The organism is Pseudomonas sp. R32 (assembly GCF_009866705.1).
GTDB lineage: Bacteria > Pseudomonadota > Gammaproteobacteria > Pseudomonadales > Pseudomonadaceae > Aquipseudomonas > Aquipseudomonas donghuensis.
This window is the reverse complement of record NZ_CP019396.1, coordinates 2801129-2822400: the sequence shown is the minus strand read 5'-3', so window position 1 is coordinate 2822400 and position 21272 is coordinate 2801129. Positions and strand designations below refer to the sequence as shown.

The following is a 21272-nucleotide window of genomic DNA, read 5'->3' as shown; positions in this document are numbered from 1 at the left end:
GGTGAGCTACCCTCTCCCACTAATATCAATAACTTATAACTCAACTAAATAGTCATTTAGTTGAGTTATAAGAGTCAAGCAATACAAGGGGCCGTGGCGGATAGCCACAGGCCCCCTGCTCTTCCTCCGGCCTCCTGCCAACCACAGGCCGGAATTCGGCTATCTGGGCGCTACCGAGGGTGGTTTCCATACCACCCTCGCCTGTCACTCGTGCGCTGCCTCAGGCGCCGCCAAACACAATGTCGCTATTGAGCAGATCGACCCCGACCAAGGTGATGGTCGTTGTCTGCCCGCCCGTCTCGGCAACCGTCACGATGCTGTCTGCACCGCTGTTGTCGATCGATTGGACAACGGCGCTCTGGTCGCCGTTGAGCACCAGCGTGTCGCGCAGGTTTAGGCTCACATCGAAGCCGGTGACCTGGTACAGGTTCTCGGCGACTGACAGATCGATGTTGAAGGCATCCCGCTCACCGCCCGTGCCAACCAGGATGAAGTCGAACGTTGCGTTGGCCGCCTCGTTGGCGAACAGGTTGGCGTCGAACGCACTTGTCGCCGTGTCCCCATCTTTGTCCGTCAGTGTCGCATTGAACGCCAGCTTGATATCGCTGGCCAGGTTCTCGGTCTCCTGAATGAACTGGATCACCGGGATCTTGATCTCGCCCCTGGCCATCGTCAGCTGCACCGCATCGATCAGCGCCGTCCCCTGCTTCTCAATGAGGAAGGATACCTGCCCGCCGTCCTCCGGCGTCAGGGTGTTGACCTCGATGAGGTTCGAGAATGTGCCATCCTCGTAGTAGATCCTGTAGTACAGGTCCTCGGTCGCCGTGTTGTATCCCCCCACGGAGTTGTCGATGAACACCTTCATGGCTGTCAGCAGGCTCTCCGGGTTGATGACGAAACTTTCATCGGCGTTGCTGATGGCTGCCAGGTTGTCCCCTTGGAAGAGGTTATTGGCGACGCCGATGCCGGATGTGCTGACGTTCATGGCCGCCGGGTCTATGTACGCTGGCAAGGGGTTGGTCTGCAGCGCAGCTTCAGTGGGGTCGGGTTCTCCGAGCCCGATGCCGGTCAGGATGTCCGCCGTAGACGCAAGCGCCTTGGCGGAAAAGAACACAATCTCCTCGGAGGGCGAAGGGATAGCCGGGTCATCCGGCTCTGGAATCAACAAGGTGCGCACCGGGTCCGGGCCGCCGGCAGCGAGTGCGCCGTCGGCACTGCTGAGCACGATCGTCGAAGCAAAGCCTTGCACCAGATCCAGTGCATAGCTGCCATTGGCAAAGGCGGTCAGCGTGTAGTCGACGGTGGTGTCCGCCGTTGCGGCGTTGTTGTCGAAGTCACCGGTCAAGGTCCCGGCGAACTGGTACGCACCATTGACGTCCGGCGAGGGCACCAGCTCGGTGAGCGTGCCGGTCCCGGTCGTGGTCGTGTTGTCGGGCCTGACGAGGGTGAACTGGCCATTGACCAACGAGATGTTCAATCCCGTCGTCCCCAGCCCATCGGCGCCGGCCGACTTGCTCCAGAAGCCGTATTGCGCAAGGACGCTACCGGTCCCGATCAGGTTGCCGAATGCGAGTGCCGGGCCGTCGTCCTTGATCACCAGGTTCTGCCCGATATTGAGGGTGGCCTGGGCGCTGTCACCGTCCTTGTCGGTCTTGGTTGCCGTCAGGGTCACCAGGTTGTCCGAGGCCAGGCTGGTCGAATCATCCGGATTGGTCGCGTCGGGATGGATCACGGCGCGGAGCTGGTCGAGGGTGACGTCACCGTTGGCGGCAACGCTGACGGTGAGCACCAGTTGATTGGTCGTGGCCGTGCGGCCTTCCACCACGCCGCCGTTGAGCGACAGGTTGACTGCCTCACCGGTGGCAGAGTCGGTCAGCCCGGAAGCCCCGGCCACCACGCCCAGCGCATAGGTCAGCGTGCCAGCACCATCGGCGCCAAACGCCGAGGTGAAGTTGGCGGCAAAGTTTTGCGTGGCGTCGGTTGTTAGTACGGTTTCGTCCACCGTCAGCGTCGGTTCCGTACCGGTGGTGCTGATACTCGGGCCATCGTCCTTGAACACCAGGTTCTGCCCGATGTTCAGGGTGGCCTGGGCGCTGTCACCGTCCTTGTCGGTCTTGGTTGCCGTCAAGGTCACCAGGTTGTCCGAAGTCAAACTGGTGGAGTCATCCGGATCGGTCGCGTCGGGATGCACCACGGCGCGAAGCTGGTCGAGGGTGACATCACCGTTGGCAGCGACGCTGACGGTGAACACCAGTTGGTTGGTCGTCGCCGTGCGGCCTTCCACCACTGTGCCATTGAGCGACAGGTTGACGGCCTCACCGCTAGCAGTGTCGGTCAAGCCGGAAGCTCCGGCCACCACGCCCAGCGCATAGGTCAGCGTGCCAGCACCATCGGCACCAAACGCCGAGGTGAAGTTGGCGGCAAAGTTCTGCGTGGCGTCGGTTGCCAGCACGGTTTCATCGACGGTCAGCGTTGGCTCGGTGCCGGTGGTGCTGATGCTTGGGCCGTCATCCTTGAACACCAGGTTCTGCCCGATGTTCAGGGTCGCCTGGACACTGTCGCCATCTCCGTCGGTTTTGGTTGCCGTCAGGGTCACCAGGTTGTCCGAGGTCAAACTGGTGGAGTCATCCGGATCGGTCGCGTCGGGATGGACCACGGCGCGAAGCTGGTCGAGGGTGACGTCACCGTTGGCAGCGACGCTGACGGTGAACACCAATTGGTTGGTCGTCGCCGTGCGGCCTTCGACCACACCGCTATTGAGCGACAAGTTGACCGCCTCACCAGTGGCCGTGTCGGTCAGCCCCGAGGCCCCGGCCACCACACCCAGCGCATAGGTCAGGGTGCCGGCACCATCGGCGCCAAACGCCGAGGTGAAGTTGGCGGCAAAGTTCTGCGTGGCGTCGGTTGCCAGCACGGTTTCATCGACGGTCAGCGTTGGCTCGGTGCCAGTGGTGCTAATGCTCGGGCCGTCGTCCTCGAAGATCATCTTCGAGCCGATTTCGGCGGTCGTAGTCGAGGCTTGGAGCAGCTTGAAGCCACCGATATCGAAATCGGCGTGGTTATTGCCCTTGGCGTCGACGGCCGCGCCGTTCTCGATGAGCACGCGGTTGTGGTCTGCCGTTGTGGTGTATTCAATCCTGTAGCCGGCTTTAACGCCGGTGATGGTCGCAACCCCGGAAGCAAAGCTGATGACAATGGCCGGATCATTCGCCGATCCGTCCGAGTTCTCGATCACCAGCCCGGTGCTGATGTTGATGACGCGAATATTGCCGATTGCAACCGACGCATCACCCACATAGCCGTTGATGAAATTCGCGCCAGGTTCAGCAGCGGTGCTGAATGCGCTGATTTTTACCACCGCGCTCTTGCCGCTTTGCAACTGCACGACGTCGAACGTGGCCGACCTCGTATTGAAGACATTGGTGAAGTCGATGTTGGATTCAACATCTGCTTCGTTCTGATCCAGGTTGGGAATGGTCACATTCTGCCTGGCACCGGTGACGAACGAAAAGCGGATGCCCTCCTGTTCAACAATCATCTGGTTGTTAGTGCCGAAGGTGGTCGGGCCACCTGCCTGGCTGGTATTGATCGTATCGCCCGTCGTTATATTGGCGCCGCTCGATTGGTCGGCGGGGTTCTTGCCGGTGGCGATAATGGTCGGGTCAGTGATCCGCAAGACCCCACCGTCGTCGACCACGGTCGGGTTCGCCGTCGTGAACATCAGGAACAGGTTTTGCCCGGAAGGCGCATTGGCCAGGCTGAATACCAGGTCCTGGCTGGTGCCGATGAACACCTTGTTCAGCAGGTTGAGGGCATCGTCCGGGTTACTGGCGTCTGGATGCTTGAGCGGCTGGTATTCCACGGTCCAGATCTTGCCGCCGGTGACCGGCGATCCGCTTTCTTGAATGTAGGCCGCGAACACGATCGCACCGGCTGGCCCCCCGGCTCGGCCCAGCAGGATGTTGTTGTTGGTATCGGTATAGAGAAGGATGCTGGTGCCATCGAGGGTATCGAGTCCGCTGTCCAGGCCATTGAGCGGTGCGCCCAGGCTGTCGGTGAAGCTGACATCGGTAACGCTGGCTCCGGGTGCCGCGGTGATGGTGAACGCATCGCTGCCGGTGTTACCCACCGCCCCCGTATAGCCACTCAGGGCTGCACCTGTTGCGGTACCGGCCCCCAGCGCTGTCAAGCGGGTAGCGAAGGCCGAGGGCAGCGCCGAGATCAGAATGTCATTGTCGTCAGCGTCTCCCGCAGGGCTTGCGGTGGCCGTGCTGTTCTGCAATCCGGCGGTTTCGTCCAACGAAACGTTCACCCCCGTCGCCGCGACACTCAGGGTGCTGGCCACGGTGATGGCAGTGCTGGCGGGGGCGGCGTCTGTCGGGTTGGTGGAGGCGATCGTGATGGGAAACAGGCCGGCATCAGCGTCATCGGTAAGGTCGCTCGTCGGCGATGTGGTTTTTTTGCGGATTGTCATAGCGTTCTCCCGAGCAAGCCCAGCCACAGAGGCCGGAGCGTGGACCTTTACTGCTAGATGCCATCACTGTGAACACGCGTCGGGAATTGCGCATCGGCCGATACTCCCAGGCCGGATGGGAGTTTCAGCCTACCTGGGAGGGCAAACGAGATGATCTGGGAGCGCGCTACCGATCTGATTGGTGAATTCGGCGTCCCTCTCCCCACGAGGTTGATCGTTTGCGGGTTTCAGGGGCTGTCGAGGGTAGTCCGACTGGGAATCGTTTTTTTACAATTCATAGCATTTTGACCTTTCTGCGCTAACGTCAATTAACAACGACAGTTATTCAAACCAGAAGAGCAATCCCCTCTCGGGATCGCCAGACGAACAATAGGTGTGAGCAATCTGTAACAAGCAGACCTAAACCAGACAAGGAAGCAGTGAATGAACAATGATTACGTGAAAGTACTCAAGCGAGCTGCGTGGACTTTGGTTTTCACTGGATTACCTGCCAGCATGGCCCTGGCAGCCCCCGGCAACTGTTCAACATTGGCCCCCCTACCCGCCGTCCTCGAAGTCGGTGAAGGCATGCAAACGGTGATGGGCTCGGAGGTGGCCATCACTCGATTGGCTGTCGGCGATCCGAAAATCGCCGACGTGCACCTCAATAACAATAGGGACTTCCTGGTGACCGGCATTGCCCCCGGCGCTACCAGCCTGATGGTCTGGACCGCATGTTCCAGCTCACCTCGCCAGAGCATGGTGTTTGTCCAGGGCAAAGGCGCCGGTTCGCTGGTGAGCACGGTGATGCCGCCCTCGGAAGACCCACTGCTGCCCAGCCAGGTACAGACCGACATCCGCTTTGTCGAAGTCAGCCGTACCAAGTTGAAAGAGGCCAGCACGTCGATCTTCGGCAAAGGCGGCAGTTTTCTGTTTGGCTCCCCCGGCACCGTCCCCCTGGTCACCGTGTCGCCCGGCCAGCTTGGCAACACGGCAGCCCGTATCCCGCTGGATAATGGCAGTTTCAATATCGGCTTCGGTGGCGGCAACGTGCTGGGCTTGATCAACGCGCTCGAAGGCAGTGGCTTTGCCTACACCCTGGCGCGTCCGAGCCTGGTGGCGTTGAGTGGTCAAAGTGCGAGTTTCCTGGCCGGCGGCGAGATACCTATCCCGGTACCCAGCAGTGGCAGCGACACGGTCACCATTGAATACAAAGAGTTCGGGATTCGCCTGACCCTGACGCCAACCATCATTGGCCGCGATCGAATCGCCTTGAAGGTGGCACCGGAAGTCAGTGAACTTGACTATGAAAATGGCGTGAGGATCCAGGACTTTATCGTTCCCGGGTTGCGGGTGCGCCGCACTGACACCAGTATTTCTCTGGCAGACGGCGAGAGCTTCGTGATCAGTGGCTTGATCAGTTCGACCAATACCTCATCGGTGAGCAAGTTTCCTGGCCTGGGCGACGTTCCGATTCTTGGGGCGTTCTTTCGCGACTCCACCATCAGCCGCGAGGAAAAGGAGCTGCTGATGATCGTGACCCCGCGCCTGGTACAACCACTGGCGGCGAATGCCCGACTGCCTTCGTTGCCGGGCGAAAAACTGCGTAATTACGACCCGAACTGGTTCCGTATGTATTTCCTCGAAGACGGTAACTTCGACAAGCTCAGCGGCTTGTCGAAATGAGCACCAGGACATTGCAGGAGCACAGCATGAAGACAATGATTGCGGCGTTGGGACTGGTGATGCTCAGCGGCTGCGCCACCGATGGAGGCGCACGATGGTCGGGCATGGGCTCGGCCTCGTGCGCCAAGCCGAGCCCGGATCAGGAGCTGTCGCTGAGCATGGCGGATGACATGATCAGTGACGGCAAGTTGCATGCAGGCTTGGCCAATTTGCAGAACCTGCCGCCTGATCTTGCGGCCGTGCGCCTGCGCAAGGCCAAGATCTACCGCATGCTTGGGCAAAACGAGGCCGAGCCGCTGTATCGCAGTTTGCTGGGGACTTGCCTTGCCGCCGAGGGGGAACACGGCCTGGGCCAATTGGCCGCCGCGCACACCGACACCGAGCAGGCGCTAAAGCATTTGCAACGGGCCGCGCAACTGTCCCCCACTGACGAGAAGATTCGCAACGACCTGGGCGTGGTCTACCTCAAGCAATTCAAGCTCAAAGAGGCCCGTTTCGAGTTCATCACCGCCATGGAATTGAAGCAGTCCGATCAGTTGGCGGCCGTCAACCTGGTGACCTTGTTGATTTATCAAGGTAACTGGAAGCAAGCCTCGGAGCTGGTCAGTCGTATGGGCTTGAGCCCCGAACAAGTCAGCGAAGCCCAGGTACGCGCCGAAAAACTCAAAAGCTCGGCCAAGGCTGTAGCAGTGCCCAGTGATCGGGTAGCAACAGCGCTTGATCCGTCGCCGTCCGGTGTCAATCCGCCAACAACGCAGAGGTAGTGATGAAACAGAACATACTCAGCTACCTGGGACTGTTGCTTGTTCCGCTCGCAGCCCAGGCCATCGAACCCGGTCCTTCATCGAAATATCAGCAGGAAACCGAACAGTGGTTACTGCTGCAGTCTCGCGGTCAGGCCGTTTCGCCTATCCCGCAAACAGCGGCGGCCAGCGAACGCGACCTGAGCCTGCAACGCTGGCTGGAGAGTTACAAACATCCCATCCCCCCGTTCTACAAGGAATACTCCGGCGGACAGAGGAAGTAACCCTTAATAGTAATGGGGCCTCTGCCTCCAGCGGGTAAACCCGCTGGAGGCAGAGGCCCCATGTCGTTGAAGCTTGCCCGCCTCTGCTTACAACTTCCCGAAGACCTTGAACACGCCAATGATTGCTGGGCCGATCGCCACCAGGAAAAAGCTCGGCCACAGGCAGAAAATCAGCGGGAACATCAGTTTTGTGCCGATCTTAGCCGCTTTCTCTTCCGCCAACTGGGTACGCCGGTCGCGAAACTCTTCAGCGTAGATACGCAAGGTAGCCCCGACACTGGTACCAAAGCGGATGCTCTGCGCGAGCAAGCTGACCAGCCCGCGAATGTCTTCCAGGCCAGTCCGTTCGGCCAGGCGCTTGAGCGCTTCGGTACTGGGGATCCCGGCGCGGACTTCGGAGTTGACCAGCGCCAGTTCCACGGCCAGATCGGGTTGGCTGACCGCCATTTCCTCGGATACCCGCTCGATCGCCTGGGGCAAGGCCAGGCCCGACTCCACACACACCACCATCAGGTCCAGGGCATCCGGGAAGGCGACAAGCAAGCGGGTCATCCGTGCCTGTTTGCGCGCGTTGACGTAAATGGACGGTGCCAACCACCCCACCCCCAGCGCCACTAGCAGCACGACCATACCGACGAGCAGCGACAGTTTTGGAATCAGCGGCAATGCCAGCACCGCAAGGCCCACCATGGCCAATGGCGACAACAGGCGAATGGCCCAGTACATCTGCACCGCTGCGTGCGAGCGATAGCCGGCATGGGTCAGCAGCGTTCGGGTCGCCGAGGGCTGGCCCTGCTCTACCGAGGAAAAGCGCTGGCCGACTTGCTCCAGCAACAGTTGCAGGTTGCTGGGCGTGCTTTGCCCGTAACTCTCCCCGCCATGACCGCGTTTAATCAGCAAAAGACGCCGCTGTACCGGGTCTTGCAACCCCTGCACCAGCAGCACCAGCGTTGCCACCGCGAGCACTACGCTCAGGCCGATGGCCCCCGCGAACAACAGGCGCGCCAGTTGCTCGTCGCCCACCACACTGTTGATCAAGCTCAGCAGATAGTTCATGACCCCCTCCTCGACACCTGGCGATGTTCAAACCTGGATGCGGATGATTTTGCGGATCCAGAAAATCCCGATCAGCATCGCCACAAATGCCCCGATCACCATTTTCTGGCCCAGGGGCTCGTTGAGCAGCATCGGCAGGTAAGTCGGGCTCGACAGCACAATCGCCGCGGACAATACAAAAGGCACGGAGACCAGTATCCAGCCCGACATGCGCCCTTCGGCCGACAATGTCTTGATCTTGCGTTGAAAGCGAAAGCGCCCACGAATCAGGCTGCTCAACCGTTCCAGCACCTCCGTCAGGTTGCCGCCGGTTTCGCGGTGGATCAGCACCGTTGTCACCAGCATCATCACGGTCATGCTCGGCATGCGCTCAAGCAGACCCAGCATGGCCCGACGCACATCGTTGCCGTAGTTGATATCGGCGAACGTCAGGCCGAACTCATGGGCGACCGGCCCCTTATGCTCCTCGGCCACCAACTGCAGGGTTTCGTTGAACGGATGACCGGCACGCAACGCCCGGCACATCGCATCCAGTGCATCGGGCAGGCCTTCCTCGAACTGGGCGAAGCGTTTGCCACGGTCGCGGGATATCTTCAGCACCGGCAGCCAGAATGCCAGCATGGCCGCAGGGACAGCCACCCACCAGAGTTGGCTGAACAGCCAAACCACGAGCCCGGTTGCCACCGCCAGGACCAGCCCAAGCAACAGTACCCGGTAGGCGCGGTAGTCATGCCCGGCCTGTTCAATCATCTGTGCCAGCGACTCCATCGCCGGCAACTGCTCCAGACGGGCTTCCAGCGGTGACAAACGGCGCAGGTATTTCTGGCGCAGCACCGACTGCATGTTCGCCTGGTTACTGGCGGTCTCCAGCAGGTTCAGGCGGCTACGGATACGCTTGCGCACCTTGCTGGCCTCGCCAAACACCGGAACCGCCAAGCCCTGGCTGAGCAGAAACATGGCCGTGAACACCATGCCGAGGAACGCCAGAATAAACTCGCCGGGGATTTGGTTCATGTTTATCCCTCCATCCAGTCAGGCCGAAACAGGCTGAGCGGCAGTTCGATACCGCGCCTGGCGAGCACATCGCGAAACGCCGGCACCATGCCGGTGGGGCGAAATTCGCCGAGGACTTCACCGTGCTCACCGATACCGTTGCGCACGAAGGCGAAAATCTCGGTCATGGTGATGATCTCGCCCTCCATGCCGTTGATCTCCTGGACGCTGACCAGGCGCCGTGTGCCATCCTCCTGACGCTCCAGCTGGATGACGACGCTGAGGGCCGAGGCTATCTGCTGACGCATGGCCTTGATCGGAAAGGTCGCGCCGGTCATCGAGACCATGTTCTCGATCCGCCCCAGAGCGTCGCGCGCGGTGTTGGCATGGATGGTGGTGAGCGAACCGTCGTGTCCGGTGTTCATCGCCGTCAACATATCCAGCGCTTCGGCGCCACGCACCTCGCCGATCACGATGCGGTCAGGGCGCATACGCAGGCTGTTACGCACCAGTTCGCGCTGGCTCACCTCGCCCCTGCCCTCGATATTCGCCGGACGGGTTTCAAGGCGTACCACATGGGGCTGTTGCAACTGCAACTCGGCCGAGTCTTCGATGGTAACGATCCGCTCGTTGTGCGGGATGAAGCTGGACAGCACGTTGAGCATGGTGGTCTTGCCACTGCCGGTACCGCCCGAGATCAGCACATTCATGCGGCCACGAACGATTGCCTTGAGCATCAGGGCAATGGAGGGCGTCAGGGTGCCCATCTTCACCAGGCTCTCCGTGTTGAGCAGGTCCACGGCAAAGCGCCGGATCGACATGCTCGGCCCGTCGATGGCGAGCGGCGGGATGATGGCATTGACCCGGGAACCGTCCTTGAGCCGGGCGTCCACCAGCGGTGACGACTCATCAATGCGCCGGCCCAGGCTGGAGACGATACGGTCAATGATGTTCAGCAGGTGGTGATTGTCGCGAAAATGCACATCGGTTCTCTGCAACTTGCCAAACCGCTCGACATACACCGAGTCAAACCCGTTGACCAGGATGTCGGACACGCTGTGGTCGGCCAACAGCGGTTCCAGGGGGCCAAGGCCAAGCACTTCGTCCGTGATCTGCTTGATGATCATTTGACGGCTGCTGGCACTGACCGGCGCCGAGTGCTCGTCGAGCAGGCGCTGACAGATCTCGCGGATCTGCCGCGTCGCTTCGGCAGGCTCCAGGGAATCGAGCAATGACAGGTCCATGACCTTGAGCAGCAATTGGTAGATCTTCTCCCGCCAGTCGGTCTCCACCTGATTGAGTTTGGTCCGGGTTTCGTAGAGCACGTCCGGTATGGCGGCCTCCCAGGCCATCAGTACACTGACGCAGTTTTCACTGTCGGCCTGTACATTCTGCTCGTCTGCCGGAGCATTTTTGCCGGCATGCTGACGCAGGCGATTACGAAAGTCGCTGAGCATGGCTTAACCTCCGAACAAACGGCTAAAGGTACGTTTAAACAGCCCCCGCTCGCTGGCCACCACCCCGATCAGGTTCTGGTTCAGCTCACGCATGGCTAAAGTCACGGCTGCACGCGGCGCGTGGACCTCCAGCGGTACACCGCTGTTCTGGCTTTCACTGACCACCGAATAGTCGTTGGGGAGCTTCTGCACGTCGGTGCAGCGCAGGGCCTCGGTAATGTCCTTGAGGCTGACCGGCGAGGTTTTGTTGTAGCGATTGACCACCACCTGCAAGCGATTGCCCTGCACACCCAGGTCGTCGCGCAGGATGCGTGTCAGGCGCGTGCCGTCTTTCAGGTGGCTGAGACTCTGTTGCATCACGATGTAGATCCGGTCCGCCTGCTCCAGCGTGACGCCTGTGAGGTGGTCGATTTGCCGCGGCAAATCCACCACCACCCAGTCATAGGTACTGCGCGCCAGCCGCAACAGGCTTTCCAGTTGTTCCAGGCGAACATCCTGCGACAGGCACAGTTCACCCGTACGGCCACTGAGGACATGCAGGGTCGGGCTGAAGTGGCTGCAGAAACCGCGCAAGGCGATGCTGTCCAGCTCGTCGACCTGTTTCAACACTTCCATGTGGCTGTGTGTCGGCAGTACATCCAGGCAGTGGGCCACCGTGCCGAACTGCAGGTCCAGGTCCAGCAGCAGGGTTCTGCCACCGCGGATGCTCAGCTGATGGGCCAGATTACAGGCCAGCATGGTGGCGCCCGATCCGCCCTTGGCATTCATCACCGCCACCAGCTTGCCGCCTGTGCCCTGTTCGGCATGGACCTCCAGCAACATGCGGTTGATTGCCGCCTGCAGGTCGTCAGCCGCCACTGGCTCGGGCAAGAAATCCCGGGCGCCGGCCTGCATCGCCATGCGCATGCCTTCACGCTCATCCAGCGGGCCGCAGACCAACAATGGCGGTCGCTCTTTGAGCGGATGCTGCAGCAGGGCCGCCAGCTCCTCGCGCCACAAGTGGCTGACCCGCAACAGCAACAAGTCAGGCATTTGCTCCAGCCCATACAGCGGGTCGGTGTGACCGTTGCTCACCAGGCGCGTGTTGACGTTCAGGTTGGGCAAACCCTGGCTCAACGCTTTCAGATGGTTCAACGCCGTCACGTCACGTCCACTGATCAATAGGCGCATGCCTGTTTTTTCAGTCACGCTGGCGACGGGAGCTTCTTTGGTATTTAGCATGGCGTAATCTCCGGGGTGACTCCCGCCTCGGGTTGCCGACCAAGGCTTTCACGCGGCACGGTCGACCTGTACACCGGCAGGGTGAACCCCCCACCGAACCCGGGGATCAACAGCTTGAAGGTGAAGTTGCTCAGTTGTAACTGGATATAGCGAATGGCTCGAAAGCCGCTGGCGCCGCTGAGGTCGCCGGGGCTTGCGACCACCGCACCGTCCTCGTCCAGGTAGACCAGGTTCAGGTTGGCCGTGGCCAGGTTGCCGATCAGACTGCTCGTACCACTGTTAGTGGCCGCATTGAAAATGGCCCGACGCAAAATCACCGGGTCATGGATATCGCACACCGCCGCCAGGCGAGCACCGCGGCGAACGCTTTCATTCAGTGCGTTGACGGTGAAATACAGTCGGCCCATTTCCAGCACGCCGAACAGCAAGGTGAAAAACACCAGGCTGGTAATCGCGAACTCGACGACATACACACCGCGCATACGCTTGAGATTCATCATAAGGCCCTCATCACCACGGTAGAGGTCAACGTCAGGCCAAGCGGTTCGCTCTGGCCATAGAACGCAGGTAGTGCGCTACCGATCACCGGCAAGAAGGTGTAGTTGATACTGACCTGGACGTGATCAGTGCCCACTACCGTCACCGAGACTTTTCCGGTGGTCAGCCCCGGTACCACCGCCGGGTAGCCATTGGGGTTGGCCGGCACACCGTACACCGCAACGCTCTGGGCCTGGGCGCGAAGCGTGTCGCTCACTTCGACCTTGCCCAAGGTTGCATTCCAGGCCTGGCCGGCGACAAAACGTCCAGCATCCCGACTGGCTTGCATCAGGCTGTTGTACTGGAACAGCATGCGGCCGAACTCACCGAAGGTGAACAGCAGCAGTACCAGCAGTGGCAGCGTAATCACCATTTCCACCATCGCCAGCCCACGCTGGGCCTGCGGCGGCTTGCGTCCACGGTGTCCCATAAGGCCTCCTAAGAGTCGGTACTCGGTGTCTGGCTGTTATCGATATAGGTTTTGTACAGCTGAATGATTTGCGGGCCTGCGTCGTTGACAGGATTGGGGCCGGGCACATTGTCGCCCTCGCACTGTTTGACGAACTGGCCGAATATCTGCGCCGAGTTGCCCTGTTGATTGGCCGGTTGCATCACGTAATAGCAACCGAAGCTCAACACCGGAATCGACGACGCCCCGTCGTTCTTGCCGGAGCAATCGCCGATCACCACTTTCAGGATCCGCCGCTCGAACGCGCCGTTGCCCAGGCAGCCGCCGCCGGTGCCGGCAACACACGCGGCAGAGGCCCGTGCCCAGTCGTTGTAGTCGTACAGGGCTTCACCACCGGCGGTGACGAGGTTGCCATTGGTGGAGGTGACGGTCTGGTTGTTGTACTGGATCTGTTCAGGTGTACCGGTGTACGTCAACGACTTGGCATTGACCGCAACCACCAGGTCCGGCGGATAGTCCGCAGCACTGAGGCCACCTGAATATTCGTTGAAGCGCGTATTCAGGCCTTGAGAGGCAGGCCCTACGGTGTTGCCCGGCTTGGTCAGGACGTTGTCGCCGACGCTATTGCACTGATTGATTCCGCCCGCCAGGCCTTGCCTCACGGTGTTGCCGCCCGAGCCGAAGTCGAGCAGCTGAAAATTGCCGGGGCCGATTGCCGAACTGTTGTTCGCCGCCGTTTTCAACACTTGCAAATCACCGAACTTGAACCCCCAGAACATCCCGGTAGCGGGGTCGTTCTTGCTCGGGTCGCCACACACCATCAGCGGCGTGATATTACACGGGCTGGCAGGGCTGGGGCCGGCGGTGGCCACCGCGGCCACGGCCTTGTTCGGGGCAACGCCATCGCCGATCGCCTTCAATATGCCCCAGAAAAAACCGCTCAGCGGGTAGTTGGGCACCGAAACCCGTACATAGCTCGCATTGGCCGGGCCCGGAAAGGAAAAAGGCCCATAGACACTGGCAGACAGCTCTACCGTGGCGAAGCCGGAAACATTATTGCCAACAGCGCTGGCCAGTTCCTTGTTGCCACTGGCGTTGGCATTAAGCGTCAGTGTGCCCAGGGCAGCGGCTTGCGTGAGGCTGGCCGAGCCGGTTGCACCGTATACCTCGCTGAGCGTCTTGGCCCCGCTCAGGGCTGCGGCATCGACAGCATTTTGCAGCCGCGCCTTGTTTACCAGCATATGCCCGCCGTCCAGCGCAAAAGCCCCCATCACCAGGATGGCGGCCATGGCGATCACCGCCAGCACAATAATCGTTCCGCGCTGTTGCCCTGGAAACGCACGGAGTGGTTGGTGGATACGTGCTCTCATCATCAAGCCCTCCAGAGTTCTGCCGACCTTGATCTGCAGGGTGCCGTCGCCCACCACCGCCAAGCGGCGACGCTACCTGGCGGGCGATGCCTGCAACGGTTGCGCCTGTCAGCTACAGAGTGTTCACGCGTTTGACTTCGATACCGCGGATCAGCGTGATACCACTGACGTCAGATCCGCCCTTGCGCTGGACGATCTGCTTGACCGGCGGCACTGGCGCAACCTGGGCCAGCTCCACCGGTTTGGTGACCGGTAGCTTGTTGTTGTCCAGTGGATTGCGCAGGGCCAGTTGCAGCTTCCCGTCCGTCATGCCCTTGACCAGCAGTTCCGCTTCGTCGGGCGTCATTTCCAGGGTGACCGCACGTACCACCACCGGCTGGGTCTTGTCGGTACTGGCAGTCTGGTCCACTGCCAGTACCCGCAAGTCCTCCAGAATGGTGCGGGACTCGGCGTTACCGGTATTACCTGTCTGCTTGGTCGCCAGGACATCGACGCGATTACCCGGCAAGAGGAACCCGCCCACCCCCACCACATCATCCACACGTACCGAAATCGCACGTTTGGTGGGTTCGATCAGCGAGGCCAGCGTGCTCCCGCCCAGGTGCGCGGCCAGACGCGCACCGCGCACGATATCGCCGTTCAACATGGAGAACGTGGCGATTTTGCCGACGACCTTGTCGATGGCATCGAAGGCATCGTCGGGTACCGTGTCCTTGGGCATGCGCACCAGTGTCACCTGTTGCGCCTCGACCATTTGCCCGAAAGCGATTTCCACGGTGGCCACCACCACGTTCTGCTGATTATCGTCGGGGCTGGCGTTGAGCCGGGCACTGAGCCAGGTGTTGGCCATCCATGCGGCGCCCAACCCCAGGATCACGGACAAGGCAATCAAGATGAAAGTACGAGAACTCATGGCGATATCTCCTTACCTATCCAAGGAAGTCGAGCTGTACGAAATAGTTGTGCCATGCCCACTCCAGCTCCTGCGCCGATAACGGCCCGGTGCCGCCCAGGTAACGCTGGCGGTCGAGGGCCATGTTCAACAGGTCACGTGGATGGCAAGGCACCAGCGGCATGTTTTCAACGCCGTAGAGTTCCTCAAGCACGTAGTGCAGTAGCTGCGGGTCGTGAGACATACCCAGGCGTTCACTTTCCTGGCGCCAGATGCGTTCGTATTCTTCGGCTTTCAGGTAGCCGAATTGCAGCTTGTAGCCAATGCGCCGCAAAAACGCTTCGTCGGCCAGCTCCAGCGGATTGAGGTTGGTGGAAAACACCAGGATCAGGTCGAACGGCAGCTCACAGTGCCGCCCACCGCCGAGGTTAAGAAAATCACGTTTCTCCTCCATCGGCACGATCCAGCGGTTGAACAGCTCGGCCGGCGACATGCGTTGACGCCCCATGTCATCGATGACAAACAGGCCATTGCTGGCCTTGAGCTGCAGTGGCGCCTGGTACTGGCGCGTGAAAGGGTCGTAGCGGACATCCAGCTGCTCCATGCTCAACTCGCCGCCGGTAATGACGATAGGGCGTTCACAGCGCAGTAGCCGGCGATCGACCCCTTCGTCGAGCAGCAGACTGTTCTGCAGTTCATCGTCGTCATCCAGGCGCCGGTGTACCTGTGGGTCGTAAATCTCGATCACCGCATCGTTGATTGCAATGGCATGAGGTACCCAGATGGTTTCGTCAAACAGGCGTATCAAGCGGCTGCTGACATAGGTTTTGCCAGTGCCCGCCGGCCCGTAGATCATGATGGCGCGGCCGGAATTGAGCGCCACACCCAGTTGGTCGAGCATGCTTTGCGCCAGGACCACCCCGCCAAAGGCGTGTTGCATGTCTTGGGCATTGATCCGACCGTGGTGAATGGTCTGCAGCTTGAGCAGCGCGCGATAGCTACTCACCGGAAAAGGCGCCGCACCGATATAGCCGCTGCGCGCCAATGCATCACGGGCGGCGCTGCGACCGCGTTCAGTCAACCCGTAGCGCAATGTTTGACCACCGGATTGCCCCAGTATTTCGACACGACCGTCTTTGCGCAGAAAGGTCAGTACTTCTTCAAGCACCGCGCCTGTCAGTGCCAGGCGTTCCACCAGCCGCGACATGTCCAGCACACCGGCATCGTGCAGATGCTTGCAGACCAGGTCACCGAGCAAGTTGTCCGCCAACCCGGTTTCACGGATGGTGCGTGGCTGTGGCGCCAGCCGCTGCACAACTTCTTCGCGCGCATCGTGAGTAACGCTGCTGTTGCTGATGGCGTACATAGTGTTCTCCTGACCTACTGGCCGAGGGGCAGCCAGAAGACACTGGTCAAAGTGCCGAGCAGGACTGCGACTGAATAGGGAAAGGGCTTGCCTGCCACTTCATCAACCGCTGGCGAGAAATAGGCCCTGGCTTTCAACATCAGCCAGTAGCGCCCCATGGTCTGCTGCACTTGACCACGCACGAGGACAATCAATACTCCGCATAGACCGCCGGCGATAAGGCTGAACAGCGCGGTCCACAGGGCATCGTGGGGAGTAAGAAAGGCGCCGACCATGGCCATTAGCTTGACATCACCGGCAGCCATCCCCCCAAAGGCATACATCGGGAGGAAAACGGCAAAACCGATCAACATACCCAGCGCCCCATAGCCAAACCCGATGACACCCAGGGTGTAAACCTGGCCGGCCAAGCCCAGCCCCAAACCCAGCAAGACCAAGAGGTTGGGAATGCGGTGATGGCGAAGATCGCTCAGCACCGCTATACCCAGCAGCCCCAGCAACGATGCAATAACGACTGATTGCTCCATGCCCATGGCTGCAACCCTCTGTGGACGGTGGGGTGTTAGCAAGTGGTGCCTTTGACTGCGCAGCCCAGGCTTTTAATGGCTGCACTGACGTTACCGCCCAGGGTGACAAATGCGGCAACAGCGCCCAGCGTTATCAACCCACCCGCCACCGCATACTCGACAATGGTCAGGCCATCTTCGTCTTTGATGAACTTCACTACCGACGTCTTGATCGATTGCAGATTCATGTTGCTCACCTCGTTCAGTGTGTTGTTTTTAGAGCAGCACTTCTGGTACTGCCTGGGTGAACATTAGTCAGAAGCACAACGCAGGGGTTAGGAGTTTTTTGCTCAACGCTAGGAGTTTTTTGCGGTATTTAGCGGCGCAAGAAAAAATACTAAGTACGCCGTCTTAAACCCGAACGCACGCGATCAATAGGGAATAACTTACATAACGTTGCAACCTAATCGCAGGCTAAACTCGGTCGCCTCCCGCTACCCTGCAAAGACCCGAAACAGCGCCAATGCGCCAAGAAACAAATCTCGCCAAACGGTCTAAGCAAGCGCTTTCTTATCAGGATTTGATCTGCTCACAGGCAACACAACGACGATACTGGTCAACGAGGAAGAAATATCAGGAGCGGGGCCAGGACAGTGAAGTCTGACGCGCCAAGAGACTGGATTGTTGGGGGGCTCGGCACGCAGGCCTTTAGCCTGCGGCGCCACGGCTGAGAAGACTCCACCTTGTCCGAACGGGATCATGGTTAATCAACCAGGCAGAGTCCATATGATGCGTTTTTATCCTCGCGACACGTCCCTCAGCCTGCGGCAAGGTGTTCGTCGCCGCCACGGCCCAGAGGCTAGCAAGCTGCTGGCGCTCTGGGCGGGGCCGACGATGCGTGTTGTGCCGCTAGCAGGTGGTGCCTTTGACTGCACAACCCAGGCTGGTAATGGCGGTAGCCACGTTACCGCCAAGTGTCACGAAAGCAGCCACGGCGCCCAGTGTAATCAAACCACCCGCTACCGCATATTCAACAATCGTCAGGCCTTCTTCGTCCTTGATGAATTTCAGCACCGACGTTTTGATCGATTGCAGATTCATTTTATTCACCTCATCTAAGTTCTATTGGCCGAGGCGGTGACTTAGTGTGCCGCCTGTTTGCATCCTAGTCAGGAGACATAACGAGGGGTTAGGAGTTTTTTATTGATTACTAGGATTATTTTGCAGCGCTGCCTGCCCGGCGAGGTTAAGAAAACGAGAAACAAGGAAGGAATGAGAAAATGAAACCTGAATCGGCCAACTTGCCATTTCTGCTGTGGTTCGATCGCACCCGGGATCGATCGGCCGAGGCGTTGGTTGCGCATTTTCGCCCGACCTGTGAATGCCGTATCGCCAAGAACGGCGAGTTGTCCGAGCTTGCGGGTGAGCGCCAGCCAGACATGGTCTGCATCCATTATGACCGCCCGGACATGCCTGGCCTCAACCTGCTGCTGGAGATCAAGCACAAGTCCCCCTCGATACCGATCGCCATGTTCACCGTACAGCACTCCGAGGAGCTTGCCGTATGGGCCATGCGCTCGCGTGTCTGGGAGTACATCGTGCTGCCCCTGTGCAACAGCGAAAAAAGCCGCTTTCTGCACGCACTGCAGCAACTCTGCGAACTGCGCCGCAGCACTCACTTCCATGCCAAGAAGCCACTGATCGAACATGGCCCGTCGCTGCCGGACAGCATCCGGCTGACCGCTGAGCACCACAAGCACCAGGCACTCAGTAACGTATTGCTCTACATCGACCAGCATTTGCGCGACAGCATCGACCAGAAAGAACTGGCAAAGCGCTGCGGCATGACCACCTTTCGCTTCAGCCGCCTGTTCAAGGAAGTCAATGGCCTGGGGTTCATGGAGTACATCCTGAGCAAACGGATGGACTTTGCCAGGGACCTGCTCGACAACAGCCAGATGCCCATCACCAGCATCGGTTATGAAGTCGGATTCAAGGACCCTTCTTATTTTGCCCGTGCCTTCAAGCAATTCGTCGGGTGTACACCTAGCGAGTACCGGCAGCTCCCTCGAGCTGAAAGCTCCGGGGCAGAATCGACCTCAACGGAAGAACTCTCGGAGGTCGTCGAAAGCCTGCGACTGGGTGCCAAACGCTGAAAGATAGCCACTGGCCATTAGCCCGTTTGTGCTAATCGACCCCCCTCTTTCCCGGCGCTATATTCCTCTTCACCCCAGTGTTCCCCAGTGCCGCTGCTTTGCGGCGCGAGGGATCGCCGTGCCTGCAACAACACAACAACACCAAGGAAGAAGCGCCATGAAACCTGCATTCAACAAGCTCACCCTGCTCAGCGCCCTGCTCGTCGCCCTCGCCGGCTGCCAGACTATGAAACCCAACGAAGATCGCCTGAAAACCACTGCCCAGACGACGATCGGCGAGCCGGTGACCAAGATTTCCAACGTGCGCAACGACAACAGCGCCACTTACTTCATCGCCAGCACCGCTTCAGGGGATTACAACTGCGAGCTGCCCAGCGGCGTCATGGTCGGGATCGCGTCGATGGGCATGGGGATGAGTGCACACTGCTACAACAAGAACAGTGGCCGGCCGCAAAATCCGCTGCAGCGCTATTGATCCTCAGCTAAACCGGTTCTGTGCGGGGTTCACGCAACGAGCGCAAGGTGGTGCGTAACTCGGCCGGGCGCACCGGCTTGGATAGAATCGCGATCTGGCGGTCATGCAGGGCCGCCTGGATCTTCTCCACCTCATGCCCGGTGAGGATCAGCGCCGGCACCGCCCTGCCCCGTTGCGCACGTAGCTGGTCGATGCACTCGATGCCGGTGGCCTGATTGCCCAGGTCATAGTCGGCGACGATGATATCGCAGTCGCTGAGCAGGTCCTTGCCACTGGATTCGGCCTGCACCTCGCAGCCCCAGCGTTCAAGCAACGCTTTGGTGGCCAGCAGCACGTTGCGGTCATCCTCCACCAGGCACACTTTCAGGCCGGTCAACAAGCCGACCTGGCTCGCTTGCTCTCGGGTGACCGGCTGCCGGGGTGCTTCAACCTTGCGCAAGCCCAGCAGGCTCACCGTCGTACCATGGCCGACCCGCGAACGTATCGCCACCTGCATGTCCATCATCCGGCCCAGGCGTCTGACGATCGACAGGCCCAGGCCCACGCCTTCAACGTCCTTGTCGCGCAACTGGCGCACGCGGTAGAACTCCTCGAAGACCTTGGGCAATTCATCGGCATCAATGCCGCAGCCCTGGTCATAAACGACAATGGCCAACCCATTCCCACGCTTGCGCACAGCGATCAGTACCGGCCGCTGCGGTGCGTACTTGAAGCAGTTGGACAGCACGTTCTGGACCATGGTGACCAGCAGCGCCGGGTCAATCTGCACCCAGTGCTCGGCCACCCGCAGGCGCAGTTCGACGCCGGCCCAACGCGCCGCTTCGGCGTTCTGGCGCACCAGATCGTGGAGCAGATCAGCCAGCTGTACGCATTGCAGGCGGGGTTGCAGGCGCCCGTTGTCGAGGGTGTACAGGTCGAGAATCGAGCGAAACAGTTGTGCGACGTTGAGCAGCGAGCGGTCGATGTTGTCGACCAGGCGCCGCTCCTCCTCGCCCAGGCGCGCTTCGCGCAGGCAAGCGGTGAACAGGCCGATCGAGTGAATCGGTTGGCGCAGGTCGTGACTGGCCTGGGCCAGAAAGCGCGACTTTTCCAGGTTGGCGGCGGTCGCTTCTTCGGAGGCCTTGCGCGTGCGCTCAAGCAGCAGGTGCGCGTACATGGGGATGACCGTACTGGTGATCATCAGCATCAGCACCATGAACGGTTGCGCCTGCCAGTAAGGGGTCAGCCGGTAAACGCAGAGCAAGGCCAACAACGCCAGGGCGGTGGCGATCGCCAGGTACCGCGAGCCATAGCGCATGCCATTGCCCAGGTTGACCCAGACCATCACCGCGTACAGCGGCAGCGCGGCCTCGCCACCCACCACCAGGCCGAAACAGGTGCCGGTGTAGTCCTGGACCATGCTGAAGATACGCCGGGCCGGATAGTGGCCCGGCCAGCGCACGATGACCTGGCGCAGGACGATCGACAGCAACAGGAACAGGACGATGTAGATCATGATCGGCAGGTACATGTTGACCTGCTGCCCGGGCAGAAAACCCAACACGCTGATATAGATCATGGCAAGGCCGGCGACAATGATCCGCAGGTTGGCCTGGTCGAGCTCGGTATTTTTCTCGAACTTCATCGGGAACATCCTTGTGCGACAGTCGTCATATCCAGTACGTACAC

Annotated in this window: 19 protein-coding genes; 5 read left to right on the top strand and 14 right to left on the bottom strand. The window is 60.1% G+C overall.

Going from position 1 to position 21272, the window contains the following annotated elements; genetic code table 11:
* Window positions 1-220: 220 nt before the first annotated feature.
* Window positions 221-4474: a DUF5801 repeats-in-toxin domain-containing protein gene (locus tag PspR32_RS26380; protein ID WP_232531855.1), complete on the bottom strand. Its 4254-nt coding sequence runs from the start codon at window positions 4472-4474 to the stop codon at window positions 221-223.
* Window positions 4475-4897: 423 nt separating this feature from the next.
* On the opposite strand from PspR32_RS26380, the gene PspR32_RS13335 reads away from it, so the two are divergent.
* Genes PspR32_RS13335 through PspR32_RS13325 form a run of 3 tightly spaced genes read left to right on the top strand, consistent with a single transcriptional unit; the run spans window position 4898 to window position 7166 of the window.
* Complete coding sequence (locus PspR32_RS13335) at window positions 4898-6139, top strand: type II and III secretion system protein family protein (protein WP_159388660.1); 1242 nt, start codon at window positions 4898-4900, stop codon at window positions 6137-6139.
* A 26-nt stretch (window positions 6140-6165) separates the two neighbouring features.
* Window positions 6166-6903, top strand: coding sequence for a tetratricopeptide repeat protein (locus PspR32_RS13330; RefSeq protein WP_010227155.1), 738 nt, complete (start codon window positions 6166-6168; stop codon window positions 6901-6903).
* A 2-nt stretch (window positions 6904-6905) separates the two neighbouring features.
* Window positions 6906-7166, top strand: coding sequence for a DUF3613 domain-containing protein (locus PspR32_RS13325; protein ID WP_159388659.1), 261 nt, complete (start codon window positions 6906-6908; stop codon window positions 7164-7166).
* A gap of 87 nt (window positions 7167-7253) precedes the next feature.
* Here PspR32_RS13325 and PspR32_RS13320 read toward each other — a convergent pair whose 3' ends face one another.
* The 12 genes from PspR32_RS13320 to PspR32_RS13265 form a co-directional block, all read right to left on the bottom strand.
* Window positions 7254-8222: a type II secretion system F family protein gene (locus tag PspR32_RS13320; RefSeq protein ID WP_010226140.1), complete on the bottom strand. Its 969-nt coding sequence runs from the start codon at window positions 8220-8222 to the stop codon at window positions 7254-7256.
* Window positions 8223-8249: 27 nt separating this feature from the next.
* On the bottom strand, window positions 8250-9236 hold the full coding sequence (locus tag PspR32_RS13315) for a type II secretion system F family protein (RefSeq protein ID WP_036995607.1): 987 nt from the start codon (window positions 9234-9236) through the stop codon (window positions 8250-8252).
* A 2-nt stretch (window positions 9237-9238) separates the two neighbouring features.
* Window positions 9239-10672 carry a CpaF family protein gene (locus PspR32_RS13310; protein WP_010226136.1) on the bottom strand — a complete coding sequence of 478 codons (1434 nt, stop codon included), beginning with the start codon at window positions 10670-10672 and terminating at the stop codon, window positions 9239-9241.
* A gap of 3 nt (window positions 10673-10675) precedes the next feature.
* Complete coding sequence (locus PspR32_RS13305; RefSeq protein WP_026001486.1) at window positions 10676-11893, bottom strand: AAA family ATPase; 1218 nt, start codon at window positions 11891-11893, stop codon at window positions 10676-10678.
* Entirely contained in the window at window positions 11887-12390 is a 504-nt protein-coding gene (locus PspR32_RS13300) for a TadE/TadG family type IV pilus assembly protein (RefSeq protein ID WP_100783273.1), read from the bottom strand. Before PspR32_RS13300 ends, PspR32_RS13305 begins: the two co-directional genes overlap by 7 nt.
* Complete coding sequence (locus PspR32_RS13295) at window positions 12390-12860, bottom strand: TadE/TadG family type IV pilus assembly protein (RefSeq protein ID WP_010226131.1); 471 nt, start codon at window positions 12858-12860, stop codon at window positions 12390-12392. Before PspR32_RS13295 ends, PspR32_RS13300 begins: the two co-directional genes overlap by 1 nt.
* Before the next feature lie 8 nt (window positions 12861-12868).
* Window positions 12869-14212, bottom strand: coding sequence for a TadE/TadG family type IV pilus assembly protein (locus PspR32_RS13290; protein WP_159388658.1), 1344 nt, complete (start codon window positions 14210-14212; stop codon window positions 12869-12871).
* A gap of 109 nt (window positions 14213-14321) precedes the next feature.
* Window positions 14322-15122, bottom strand: a complete 801-nt coding sequence (gene cpaB / locus PspR32_RS13285; protein ID WP_010226127.1) for a Flp pilus assembly protein CpaB — start codon at window positions 15120-15122, stop codon at window positions 14322-14324.
* 16 nt (window positions 15123-15138) lie between these two features.
* A complete protein-coding gene (locus tag PspR32_RS13280) occupies window positions 15139-16467 on the bottom strand; it encodes an AAA family ATPase (RefSeq protein WP_159388657.1) in 1329 nt (442 codons plus the stop codon).
* Window positions 16468-16481: 14 nt separating this feature from the next.
* Window positions 16482-17000 carry an A24 family peptidase gene (locus tag PspR32_RS13275; RefSeq protein ID WP_010226125.1) on the bottom strand — a complete coding sequence of 173 codons (519 nt, stop codon included), beginning with the start codon at window positions 16998-17000 and terminating at the stop codon, window positions 16482-16484.
* A gap of 29 nt (window positions 17001-17029) precedes the next feature.
* Window positions 17030-17221: a Flp family type IVb pilin gene (locus tag PspR32_RS13270; protein WP_010226124.1), complete on the bottom strand. Its 192-nt coding sequence runs from the start codon at window positions 17219-17221 to the stop codon at window positions 17030-17032.
* 661 nt (window positions 17222-17882) lie between these two features.
* A complete protein-coding gene (locus PspR32_RS13265; protein WP_036995610.1) occupies window positions 17883-18074 on the bottom strand; it encodes a Flp family type IVb pilin in 192 nt (63 codons plus the stop codon).
* A 179-nt stretch (window positions 18075-18253) separates the two neighbouring features.
* Here PspR32_RS13265 and PspR32_RS13260 point away from each other — a divergent pair, with 179 nt between their 5' ends.
* Window positions 18254-19129, top strand: coding sequence for a response regulator transcription factor (locus tag PspR32_RS13260; RefSeq protein WP_036995611.1), 876 nt, complete (start codon window positions 18254-18256; stop codon window positions 19127-19129).
* Between the two features lie 157 nt (window positions 19130-19286).
* Complete coding sequence (locus PspR32_RS13255) at window positions 19287-19604, top strand: hypothetical protein (RefSeq protein ID WP_010226121.1); 318 nt, start codon at window positions 19287-19289, stop codon at window positions 19602-19604.
* 7 nt (window positions 19605-19611) lie between these two features.
* On the opposite strand, the gene PspR32_RS13250 is transcribed toward PspR32_RS13255, so the two are convergent.
* Entirely contained in the window at window positions 19612-21228 is a 1617-nt protein-coding gene (locus PspR32_RS13250; RefSeq protein WP_159388656.1) for an ATP-binding response regulator, read from the bottom strand.
* Between the last annotated feature and the right edge of the window lie 44 nt (window positions 21229-21272).

Coding starts and splice junctions, on each gene's coding strand:
- PspR32_RS13260 (WP_036995611.1), top strand. CDS start 18,254: ATGAAACCTGAATCGGCCAACTTGCCATTTCTGCTGTGGTTCGATCGC.
- PspR32_RS13325 (WP_159388659.1), top strand. CDS start 6,906: ATGAAACAGAACATACTCAGCTACCTGGGACTGTTGCTTGTTCCGCTC.
- PspR32_RS13265 (WP_036995610.1), bottom strand. CDS start 18,074: ATGAATCTGCAATCGATCAAAACGTCGGTGCTGAAATTCATCAAGGAC.
- PspR32_RS13250 (WP_159388656.1), bottom strand. CDS start 21,228: ATGAAGTTCGAGAAAAATACCGAGCTCGACCAGGCCAACCTGCGGATC.
- PspR32_RS13275 (WP_010226125.1), bottom strand. CDS start 17,000: ATGGGCATGGAGCAATCAGTCGTTATTGCATCGTTGCTGGGGCTGCTG.
- PspR32_RS13290 (WP_159388658.1), bottom strand. CDS start 14,212: ATGATGAGAGCACGTATCCACCAACCACTCCGTGCGTTTCCAGGGCAA.
- PspR32_RS13270 (WP_010226124.1), bottom strand. CDS start 17,221: ATGAATCTGCAATCGATCAAGACGTCGGTAGTGAAGTTCATCAAAGAC.
- PspR32_RS13335 (WP_159388660.1), top strand. CDS start 4,898: ATGAACAATGATTACGTGAAAGTACTCAAGCGAGCTGCGTGGACTTTG.
- PspR32_RS26380 (WP_232531855.1), bottom strand. CDS start 4,474: ATGACAATCCGCAAAAAAACCACATCGCCGACGAGCGACCTTACCGAT.
- cpaB (WP_010226127.1), bottom strand. CDS start 15,122: ATGAGTTCTCGTACTTTCATCTTGATTGCCTTGTCCGTGATCCTGGGG.
- PspR32_RS13330 (WP_010227155.1), top strand. CDS start 6,166: ATGAAGACAATGATTGCGGCGTTGGGACTGGTGATGCTCAGCGGCTGC.
- PspR32_RS13295 (WP_010226131.1), bottom strand. CDS start 12,860: ATGGGACACCGTGGACGCAAGCCGCCGCAGGCCCAGCGTGGGCTGGCG.
- PspR32_RS13320 (WP_010226140.1), bottom strand. CDS start 8,222: ATGAACTATCTGCTGAGCTTGATCAACAGTGTGGTGGGCGACGAGCAA.
- PspR32_RS13280 (WP_159388657.1), bottom strand. CDS start 16,467: ATGTACGCCATCAGCAACAGCAGCGTTACTCACGATGCGCGCGAAGAA.
- PspR32_RS13305 (WP_026001486.1), bottom strand. CDS start 11,893: ATGCTAAATACCAAAGAAGCTCCCGTCGCCAGCGTGACTGAAAAAACA.
- PspR32_RS13310 (WP_010226136.1), bottom strand. CDS start 10,672: ATGCTCAGCGACTTTCGTAATCGCCTGCGTCAGCATGCCGGCAAAAAT.
- PspR32_RS13315 (WP_036995607.1), bottom strand. CDS start 9,236: ATGAACCAAATCCCCGGCGAGTTTATTCTGGCGTTCCTCGGCATGGTG.
- PspR32_RS13255 (WP_010226121.1), top strand. CDS start 19,287: ATGAAACCTGCATTCAACAAGCTCACCCTGCTCAGCGCCCTGCTCGTC.
- PspR32_RS13300 (WP_100783273.1), bottom strand. CDS start 12,390: ATGAATCTCAAGCGTATGCGCGGTGTGTATGTCGTCGAGTTCGCGATT.